Raw genomic sequence first — 8,393 nt, 5'->3', positions numbered from 1 at the left:
GGGGGGGGGCGCCCGCGCTCGATCCCGACCGGTACGAGATCGTGCCGGTGGCGATCACCACCGACGGGCGTTGGTTGCTCGCCGATGCTGCGCGCGCCGCGATCGAGACCGGCCCCGCCGCGTTGCCCGCCGCGTTTCCCGTCGACGGTATGCCGGCGGAGGGGGTCGGCGCCCTCGTCGCCGATCCGTCGTCGCGGGCCGCGGTCGATGTCGACGTCGTGCTGCCGTTGCTGCACGGTCCCTACGGAGAGGACGGCACCGTGCAGGGCCTCTTCGAGCTCGCGGATCTTCCATACGTCGGGTCGGGCGTGCTCGGGTCCGCGGTCGCGATGGACAAGATCATGATGAAGCGCGCGTTCGTGGCCGTGCAGTTGCCGACGCCGCGGCATCTGTCGTTTCGCGACGGCCACGATCTCGGCGCGTTCGTCGACGAGATCGAGCGCGAGCTCGGCTACCCGTGCTTCGTGAAGCCCGCCAACATGGGTTCGTCGGTCGGCGTGTCGAAGGCCACGAATCGCGCCGAGCTCGACGACGCGTGTGCCGTCGCGCTGGGCTTCGACGAGTGGATCCTCGCGGAGGAGGCGATCGCAGGCCGGGAGATCGAGCTCGCGGTGCTCGGTGACGACCCACCCGAAGTGTCGGTTCCCGGCGAGGTGGTGCCCGGTGACGAGTTCTACTCGTACGCTGACAAGTACGAGTCCGAGGCGGCGGAGCTCCTCGCTCCCGCGCCGCTCACCGCCGAGCAGACCCGGCAGGCGCAGGAGCTCGCGGTGCGCGCGTTCGAGGCGTGCCGGTGTGAGGCCATGGCGCGCGTCGACCTCTTCTTCGAGGAGTCAGGCCGCGGCTTCCTCGTCAACGAGGTGAACACGATCCCGGGCTTCACGCCGATCTCCATGTACCCCCGGCTCTGGGAGGTGTCGGGCGTGGGGTACCCGCAGCTCATCGACCGGTTGATCGAGCTCGCCCTTGCGCGCCACGAGCGCCGCACGAGACGCGCCGGCCGCCAACGCCATTAGCCCTCATACCCATTGCGTCGAAGGTCGAGATCATCGCGGCGCGTCAGAGCTGCCATCCCGCGCGCACGGCGACGAGCGGAGCGAGGAGCTCGCCAGCGAGCGACCGGCCGCGAGCCGGGTATCCCGGCTCGCAGAGAGCGAGCGAGTAGTCAGGTAAGGTCGATCACCGGGCACGTGAACGTGCGCGCGATCCCGTCGACCTGTTGGATCCCGTCGGAGACGAGCTTTCCGAGCTCGTCGTTGGTCGAAGCCGTCACGGTGACGACCACGTCATATGGACCGAGGACGTTGTGCGCCTCGAGCACACCGTCGATCTGCCGGATGGCTTGGGCCACCTGCTTGGGCCGGCCGACTTCCGTCTGGATCAGCACGTACGCGGTGACGCTCATGGACCCTCCCTCGTCGACGCGCCGATCGTAGCGGCGAGGCGTCAGACGTTGCCCAGCCGCTCCTCGAGCGCTTCGAGCTCCTCGCGGAGAGCGGGAGGAAGGCGCTCCCCGAGCGCGTCGAACGACGCCCGGAACGCCGGCAGCTCGCGACGCCACTCCTCCGGGTCGACGGCGAGCACGGCGGCGACCGCGGTGGTGGTGACGTCGAGGCCGTCGAGATCGAGGTCGTCGGGCTCCGGCACGACGCCGATGGGCGTGCTCGCGCCGGACGCGTCGCCGTCGAGGCGGCGGAAGATCCACTCGAGCACGCGTGAGTTCTCGCCGAAGCCGGGCCAGAGGAACTTCTCGGTCTCGAGGTCCTTGCGGAACCAGTTGACGCCGTAGATCGTGGGGAGCGACGCCTCTTCGGTGCGCTCCGTCATGCTGAGCCAGTGGGCCATGTAGTCGCCCATGTTGTAGCCGCAGAACGGGAGCATCGCGAACGGGTCCGTGCGGAGCGCGCCGACTTCGCCGGACGCGGCGGCGGTCTGCTCCGATCCCATCGTTGCCGCGATCAATACCCCGTGCTGCCAGGTGTGCGACTCGAACACGAGCGGCACCGTGGTGGCGCGGCGGCCACCGAACAGGAACGCCGAGATCGGCACACCGGCCGGGTCCTGCCACTCGGGCGCGATCGACGGGCACTGCGACGCGGGAACGCAGAAGCGCGCGTTCGGGTGCGCGGCAGGCTGGTCCGAATCCGGCGTCCACGACTCGCCGCGCCAGTCAGTGAGATGTGCGGGGGGCTCGGGTGTCATGTCCTCCCACCACACGTCGCCGTCGTCGGTGAGTGCAGTGTTCGTGAACACCGTGCCGTGCTCGAGTGTGTGCATGGCGTTCGGGTTCGACCGCTCGTTGGTGCCGGGGGCGACGCCGAAGAACCCGAACTCGGGGTTGATCGCATGGAGGCGCCCCTCGGCACCGAACTTCATCCACGCGATGTCGTCGCCGATCGTCTCGACCTTCCAGCCGGGGACGGTGGGAATCAGCATCGCGAGGTTGGTCTTGCCACACGCCGACGGGAAGGCGGCGGCGAAGTAGCGCCCCCGCCCCTCGGGGCTGGTGATCTTCAGGACGAGCATGTGCTCGGCGAGCCACCCCTCGTCGCGTGCGATGACCGACGCGATCCGTAGCGCGAAGCACTTCTTGCCGAGGAGCGCATTGCCGCCGTAGCCCGAGCCGTACGACCAGATCTCACGGGCTTCGGGAAAGTGCACGATCCACTTCTGGTCGGGGTTGCACGGCCACGGAACGTCGGCGGCGCCCGGTTCGAGCGGGGCACCGACGGAGTGCACGCACGGCACGAACGTGCCGTCGGCGCCGAGCACGTCGAGGGCGGCCTGCCCCGACCGCGTCATCGTGCGCATACTGACCGCGACGTACGGGGAGTCGGTGATCTCGACGCCGATGTACGACAGCGGCGACGCGAGCGGCCCCATGCTGAACGGCACCACGTACATCGTGCGGCCCCGCATGGATCCCCGGAACAGCCCGTCGAGCGTCGCCCGCATCTCGGCGGGATCCTTCCAGTTGTTCGTGGGTCCGGCGTCGATCTCGCGCTCGGAACAGATGAAGGTTCGGTCTTCGACGCGCGCGACGTCCAACGGGTCGGATCGCGCCCAGTAGGAGCCAGGACGGTGTTGCGGGTCGAGCTCGACGAACGTGCCCGCGTCGACGAGTTGTTCGCACAGCATCTCGAACTCGGAGTCGGAGCCGTCGCACCAGTGGACTGCGCCGGGCTCGCAGAGCTCCACCATCGCGTCGATCCAGTGCACGAGCCGCAGATTCTTTGTGGGGGCCTGCACGAGCGTCACGGGGCACGTTCCTCCGAGGCGAAACGAAGTCCGACGAGTGTAGTGGTGACCCCTTCAGCGGCCGAAACCGTCTCTTCACTCGTGGGGAGGAGCGAGTGGAGGCGAGCCGGGTATCCCGGCGAGCAGCGAGCGACCCATGTATAGGGTTCGCACCATGACTGATCGGCGGCGGCCGTGGGCCGGCATCACTCCGGAAGCGTCGACGCCGGGCGACTACGCGTTGCCACACCCGGAGCCCGGAGCCCCGAACGTGGTGCTGATCGTCCTCGACGACACCGGCTTCGCGCAGCTCGGGTGCTTCGGGTCGGGGATCGCGACGCCGCACATCGACCGGCTCGCCGCGAACGGGCTCCGCTACAACCGATTCCATGTGACCGCGCTGTGCTCGCCGACGCGAGCCTGTCTCCTCACCGGCCGGAACCCTCATGCCGTCGGGATGGGGTTCCTCACCGACATTCCTACCGCCTACCCCGGCTACACCTCGCGGATCCCGAAGTCGGCGGCCACGATGCCCCGCCTGCTCCGCGACTCCGGGTACAACACGATGGCGGTCGGCAAGTGGCATCTCGTGCCGTCGGGCGAACGATCGCATGCGGGACCGTTCGACCGCTGGCCGCTCGGTTTCGGCTTCGAGCGGTACTACGGCTTCCTGCAGGGTGACACCAACCAGTGGACCCCCAACCTCGTGCGCGACAACCAGTACGTCGAGGCACCGAGGGCGCCGGAAGACGGCTACCACCTCACCGAGGATCTCGCTGCCACCGCGATCCGCTACGTGCAGAACCAGAAGCATGCCGCGCCCGATCGCCCGTTCTTCCTCTACTTCTCGCTCGGAGCGATGCACGCGCCGCACCACGTCGCGCGCGAGTGGATCGAGCCCTACCACGGGCGCTTCGACGGAGGATGGGAGCGCTGGCGCGAGGAGGTGTTCGCGCGCCAGATCGAACTCGGCGTCGTGCCCGAGGGCACCCTGCTCCCGGAACGGCCCCCGTGGGTGCAGGACTGGGACGCGCTGACGGCCGACGAACGCCGCGTGTACGCGCGCTTTCAAGAAGTGTTCGCCGGCTTTCTCACACATACCGACGAGAAGATCGGACGCCTGGTCACGTTCTTGGAGGAGATCGGCCAGCTCGACAACACCCTCGTGATGCTCGTATCCGACAACGGCACGAGCGCGGAGGGCGGCGTGAGCGGCACGTTCAACGAGCACCGTTTCACGCTGGCTCTCCCGGACACCATCGAGGAGAACCTCGCGCGCCTCGACGAGCTCGGCGGCTTCCGCTCGTACAACCACTACCCGTGGGGATGGGCGTGGGCGGGCAACACGCCGCTGCGACTGTGGAAGCGCTACACGTGGCTCGGCGGCATCCGCACTCCGCTCATCGTGCACTGGCCCGACGGGTTCTCCGCGCGAGGCGTTGTGCGCGACCAGTTCGTCCACGCGATCGACCTCATGCCCACTGTCCTCGACGCGTGCGGCGTGGCACCACCGGCGACTCACGATGGCGTCACCCAACAGCCGATCGACGGCGTGAGCATCAGGAACACGTTCGACGACGCGAGCGCGCCGAACCCGCGCGATGTGCAGTACTTCGAGATGCTCGGGTCGCGCTCGATCGTGTACCAGGGGTGGAAGGCCACGACCGACCATGTGTCGCAGGGAGTGGTCGACGAAGAGCGCCTGCTCGTGGGGAGCCGCGACTTCGACACGGACACCTGGGGCCTCTTCAACCTCGACGAGGACTTTGCCGAGGCCACCGACATCGCCGCCGAGCATCCCGACGTGCTCGCGCGACTCCAGGACGTGTGGCTCGTCGAGGCGGCCCGGAACCAGGTGTTCCCGCTCGTCGACAATCTCATCGGGCGGTTCGGCGCCGCGCTGCCCGCGCCGAACCCGCCCGCGTCGCGGTGCGTGTACCGGCCCGAGGGGAGCCCCGTGCCCGACGACTCCGTGCCGCGTTTGTTCGGCGGCTTCCGGCTCTCCGCAGCGGTTGAAGTGCCGGACGCGCCCGAGGGTGTGCTGTGCGCGCTCGGCGACTGGACGAACGGCTTCGCGTTCTACGTGCGCGACGGGCGACTGGTGTTCGCGCTCAACCGCGCGGGTGACCTCCGCGTGGTCACCGGTTCGTCGCCCGTGCCCGCGGGGCGCCACGAGCTCATGTGTCACTACGCGCTCGACGGTGGAAGTGGGCCGGCAGTCACGCTGCTCCACGACGACGAAGTGGTCGCGTCGGTCACGCTCGACGTACCGGTGCCGTTGTTCTGGCAGCACGGAGGGACCGCGCTGTGCCTCGGATACGACCGCGGCTTCCCCGTCTGCGACGACTACGAGGTGCCGTTCGCGTGGAACGGCGTGTTGCACGAAGTGGTCGTGGAGGTGGGTCGCCAGATGCCACCCGACCCGGGCGTCGAGATGCGCGTGGCCCTGGCCGCGGAGTAGCCGGCCCTCGACCAATGGGTGCACAATGCATGCAGTCAGGGGCTAAACTGCATCCATGCCACACCACATCCAGATTCGCGACGTTCCCGCGGCGGTGCACCGCGAGCTGGCGCGCCAAGCGGAGGCGTCGGGGCTGTCGCTGAACCGGTTCATGCTCGGCGAGTGCGAGCGGATCGCCCGCCGCGGGCGCAACGTGGAGGTGTTGCGACGCGCCGCTTTGCGGGCCGGGCCGCGCCTCTCGGCGGAGCAGATTGTGGCCACGATTCGTGCCGACCGCGACCGCGGCGAGTGATCGTCGTCGACGCCTCCGTGGTGTTGGACGCGCTCGTGGCTACCGGCGGGACACACACGCGGCTGGCGGGGGAGGATCTCGCGGCACCGCATCTGCTCGATGCCGAAGTTGCCAACGCGCTCCGAAGTCGGAATCGCACGGGCGATCTGGATGCCGTTTCCGCGCATCGCGCGTTGACGGATCTCGCGGCGCTCGAAGTCGAACGGTTCTCGCACGTCCACTTGCTCACCCGCGTCTGGGAACTGCGAGACAACCTCACGGTGTACGACGCGCTCTACGTCGCGCTCGCCGAGGCGCTCGACATCCCCCTCGTGACGCTCGACACACGCACGGCCGCCGCACCGGGAACCACTGCGGTGATCGAGGTGCTTCCGCGCTACACCTGAGCGGTGGGGAGACCCATGTCGGGCTCGGAACCGATGCGCACACGGGTGACCCGGCCGTCGGCATCGAGCTGGAAGTTCACGCGCTGCCCCTGGCGCAACATGCGGAAGAGTGAGCCCTCGAGCGCGTCGGCCGCGAGCACGAGCTCGGCACGGTCCGTGTCGCGCATGACGACGCCCTCACCGGTCTGCGGGTCGTACATCCGGACGACGCCCTGCACGGTGAGGCCTACGGCTTCTGCACCTTGCCTGCCTTGAGGCAGGAGGTGCACACGTGGAGACGCTTGGGCGAGCCGTTGACCACGGCGCGCACGCGCTGAACGTTCGGGTTCCACCGGCGCTTGGTGCGCCGGTGTGAGTGGCTCAGGCGCATACCGAACTGCGGCTTCTTGCCGCAGATCTCGCAGACGGACGCCATCGTGCTTCCTTACGTGGACTGGCTTTCGTGAATGACCGGAACGGGGAAGGCTACCAGCGACCGCAGTACCATCCCAGCCGTGGGGGTTCTCCAGACGCTCGCGCCCGCCGATCTGCGCCGCGTGGTTTCGACGTACCGCGACGTCCTGCGCATCCACCAGGAAGAGCTGAACCGCCTCAACGTGTACCCCGTGCCCGACGGCGACACGGGCACCAACATGGCGCTCACCCTCGAGTCGGTCGTCGGCGAGCTTCCCGGCGACGGCTCCGACATGGGCCAGGTCTGCGAGGCGATCCGACACGGCTCGCTGATGGGCGCCCGCGGCAACTCGGGCGTGATCCTCTCCCAGATCCTGCGGGGCCTCGCCGACACGTTCGCACCCCTCGAGCGCGTGGCCGCGGCTGACCTGATTGCGGGGTTACGCCGCGCCACCGACGCCGCCTACCAGGCCGTGCTGCGCCCGGTCGAGGGCACGATCCTCACTGTGGTCCGCATGGCAGCCGAAGCGGTGGAACACGCCGCCACCACCGGGGAGGCGACGCTCGCCGTGGTGCTGGAACGCGCGTGTGAAGCAGCGCGCGACGCCGTCGTACACACCCCCGACCTCCTGCCCGTGCTCCGTGACGCCGGAGTGGTCGACGCCGGCGGTCGTGGGTTCGAGCTCCTGCTCGCCGCGTGCCTGCACGTGGTCGCCGAGCGCCCGGTGCCAGAGCCCGAGGTGGTCGCGACCCCACCGGCAGTGGCCGCGCACCTTCACGAAGCGGACGTTGTGTCCGGGCTGCGCTACGAGGTCATGTACTTCCTTCATGCCGCCGACGACACGATCCCACAGTTCAAGCGCACATGGGGCGAGCTCGGCGACTCCATCGTCGTGGTGGGCGGCGACGGCTTGTGGAACTGCCACGTGCACACGAACGACATCGGCGCTGCGATCGAAACGGGCATCACCGCGGGGCGCCCCGCGGACATCCGCGTCACCGACCTGCTCGAGCAGGTCGAGGAGCTCGAAGAGGAGGCGTGGGTCCGGGAGCAGAGCGCGCCGCCGCCGGTCGAACGAGTGACCACCGGCGTCGTCGCCGTGGCGGTGGGCGACGGGCTGCGCAAGCTCCTCGGCAGCCTCGGCGTGCAACACGTGGTGGCCGGTGGCCAGTCGATGAACCCGTCGACCGCGCAGATCCTCGAGGCCGTGCAGTCGTGCGCGGCGGACTCCGTGATCGTGCTGCCGAACAACAAGAACATCGTGCCGGTGGCGCGGCAGGTGCCCGAGCTCGCCGATCGCCCCGTTTCGGTGGTCCCCACCACGGCGGTGGTCGAGGCGCTGTCGGCGCTGGTCGCGTACGACGCGGGTGCGTCGCTCGACGACAACACCGCCGCGATGGACGAAGCCGCGTCACGCGTGCGCGCGGGGGAGGTCACCCAGGCAGTGCGCGACAGCGTCGCCGAGTGCGGACCGATCGCGGAAGGCGACTGGATCGCGATCACGCGCGATGGTGTGTGCGTCGCCACCAAGTCGGCCTCGGAGGCCGCGATCGCGTTGCTCGACGTGCTCATCGACGACGACACCGAGCTCGTGACGATCGTGGTGGGCGCCGAGGCCGACGC

At 69.2% G+C, this 8,393-nt stretch carries 9 protein-coding genes; 5 read left to right on the top strand and 4 right to left on the bottom strand.

Features of this window, described 5'->3' with window-relative positions; all coding sequences use genetic code 11:
- On the top strand, positions 1-1,016 hold a 1,016-nt coding region (locus WD271_00265), incomplete at its 5' end, for a D-alanine--D-alanine ligase family protein (GenBank protein ID MEX1006260.1).
- Positions 1,017-1,165: 149 nt separating this feature from the next.
- Here WD271_00265 and WD271_00260 read toward each other — a convergent pair.
- Positions 1,166-1,405: an Lrp/AsnC ligand binding domain-containing protein gene (locus WD271_00260; GenBank protein MEX1006259.1), complete on the bottom strand. Its 240-nt coding sequence runs from the start codon at positions 1,403-1,405 to the stop codon at positions 1,166-1,168.
- A gap of 41 nt (positions 1,406-1,446) precedes the next feature.
- Positions 1,447-3,258 (bottom strand): phosphoenolpyruvate carboxykinase (GTP), encoded by a 1,812-nt coding sequence (locus WD271_00255; GenBank protein MEX1006258.1) that lies wholly within the window; start codon positions 3,256-3,258, stop codon positions 1,447-1,449.
- A gap of 154 nt (positions 3,259-3,412) precedes the next feature.
- Here WD271_00255 and WD271_00250 point away from each other — a divergent pair, with 154 nt between their 5' ends.
- From WD271_00250 to WD271_00240, 3 genes are read left to right on the top strand one after another with little or no spacing between them, the layout of a single operon-like run.
- Positions 3,413-5,698, top strand: a complete 2,286-nt coding sequence (locus tag WD271_00250) for an arylsulfatase (protein ID MEX1006257.1) — start codon at positions 3,413-3,415, stop codon at positions 5,696-5,698.
- Between the two features lie 55 nt (positions 5,699-5,753).
- On the top strand, positions 5,754-5,990 hold the full coding sequence (locus WD271_00245) for a toxin-antitoxin system HicB family antitoxin (GenBank protein MEX1006256.1): 237 nt from the start codon (positions 5,754-5,756) through the stop codon (positions 5,988-5,990).
- Positions 5,987-6,376 carry a type II toxin-antitoxin system VapC family toxin gene (locus WD271_00240; GenBank protein ID MEX1006255.1) on the top strand — a complete coding sequence of 130 codons (390 nt, stop codon included), beginning with the start codon at positions 5,987-5,989 and terminating at the stop codon, positions 6,374-6,376. The genes WD271_00245 and WD271_00240 overlap by 4 nt, the downstream gene beginning before the upstream one ends.
- On the opposite strand, the gene WD271_00235 is transcribed toward WD271_00240, so the two are convergent.
- Complete coding sequence (locus tag WD271_00235; protein MEX1006254.1) at positions 6,367-6,594, bottom strand: cold-shock protein; 228 nt, start codon at positions 6,592-6,594, stop codon at positions 6,367-6,369. The two genes, WD271_00240 and WD271_00235, sit on opposite strands and share 10 nt — an antisense overlap.
- A gap of 8 nt (positions 6,595-6,602) precedes the next feature.
- On the bottom strand, positions 6,603-6,791 hold the full coding sequence (rpmB, locus tag WD271_00230; protein MEX1006253.1) for a 50S ribosomal protein L28: 189 nt from the start codon (positions 6,789-6,791) through the stop codon (positions 6,603-6,605).
- Positions 6,792-6,870: 79 nt separating this feature from the next.
- Between rpmB and WD271_00225 the strand changes: the two genes are divergently transcribed.
- Positions 6,871-8,393, top strand: a 1,523-nt coding sequence (locus tag WD271_00225; protein ID MEX1006252.1) for a DAK2 domain-containing protein, incomplete at its 3' end; no start/stop codon positions are given.

The organism is Acidimicrobiia bacterium (genome assembly GCA_040880805.1).
Lineage (GTDB): Bacteria > Actinomycetota > Acidimicrobiia > IMCC26256 > DASPTH01 > DASPTH01.
Note: the sequence above shows the minus strand (reverse complement) of the source record. Positions and strands in the feature narration are given on the sequence as shown.